This is a genomic window from Pseudomonas sp. B23(2017) (genome assembly GCF_002113725.1).
Classification (GTDB): Bacteria; Pseudomonadota; Gammaproteobacteria; order Pseudomonadales; family Pseudomonadaceae; genus Aquipseudomonas; species Aquipseudomonas putida_Z.
Genome location: NZ_NEJM01000044.1, coordinates 1 through 1,249 on the forward strand (window position 1 = coordinate 1; position 1,249 = coordinate 1,249).

Annotated in this window: 1 protein-coding gene; it reads left to right on the top strand. The window is 60.4% G+C overall.

What is annotated here, in order from left to right:
- Nucleotides 1–1,249: immunoglobulin-like domain-containing protein (locus CAG46_RS28830; protein ID WP_371919198.1), on the top strand; the 1,249-nt coding region annotated here is incomplete at both ends.

Genomic DNA, 1,249 nt, shown 5'->3' on the forward strand with positions numbered 1-1,249 from the left:
GGTACCGTTCACCGCCCCGAACAACGTCCACAACACCAACCTGGACCTGACCAACAAGATCACCGACATCTCGGGCGGCAATTACGAGAAGACCGTGGCCGTAGGCGAGCCAGTGACGACGGTCACTGACAACCCGGCCATGCCAGATGTAACGAACCTGAGCCTCAGCGCCACCAGCACTGTCGCTGAAGGCGGCAAGATCACCTACACCGCCACCTTGACCAACAAGGCCGGTACCGACTTGGTGATCAAGCTGAGCAACGGTGAGACGATCACCATCGCCGCCGGTTCGAAAGAAGCGTCGATCACCATCGATGCCCCAAGCGACGACGTCTACGTCGATGCCGAAAACCTGAGCGTGACTGTCACCGGCACCACCGGTGGTGACTTCGAGAAGCTGGACGTCAGCAGCACTGCGGCCGTGACCAAGGTCACTGACACCATCGACACCACTACCGTCACCCTGACCGCCACGCAAAGCGTGGTAGAGGGTGGCGTGGTGACCTACACCGCGTCGGTCAACCACAAGGTCACCGGTTCCGATCTGGTGGTGAAACTGGCCAACGGCCAGACCATCACCATTCCGGTAGGCGAGTCGTCTGCTTCTGTGCCATTCACCGCACCGAACAACGTCCACAACACCAACCTGGACCTGACCAACAAGATCACCAATATCTCGGGTGGTAACTACGAGAAGACCGTGGCCGTTGGCGAGCCAGTGACCACTGTCACCGACAACCCGGCGACTCCGGACGTCACCACGCTCACCCTGACCGCGACGGACACCGTGGCCGAAGGCGGCAAGATCACCTACACCGCCACCCTGACCAACAAGGCCGGCACTGACCTGGTGATCAAACTGAGCAACGGTGAAACCATCACCATCGCCGCTGGCTCGAAGGAAGCGTCGATCACCATCGATGCCCCAAGCGATGACGTGTACCTCGATGCCGAAAACCTGAGCGTGACTGTCACCGGCACCACCGGCGGTGACTTCGAGAAGCTGGAGGTCAGCAACACTGCGGCCGTGACCAAGGTCACCGACACCATTGACACCACTACCGTCACCCTGACGGCGACTTCGACTGTCGCTGAAGGCGGCGTGGTGACTTACACCGCTTCGGTGAACCACAAAGTCACCGGTTCCGATCTGGTAGTGAAACTGGCCAACGGCCAGACCATCACCATCCCGGTGGGCGAGTCGTCGGCTTCGGTGCCGTTCACCGCACCGAACAACGTCCATAACACC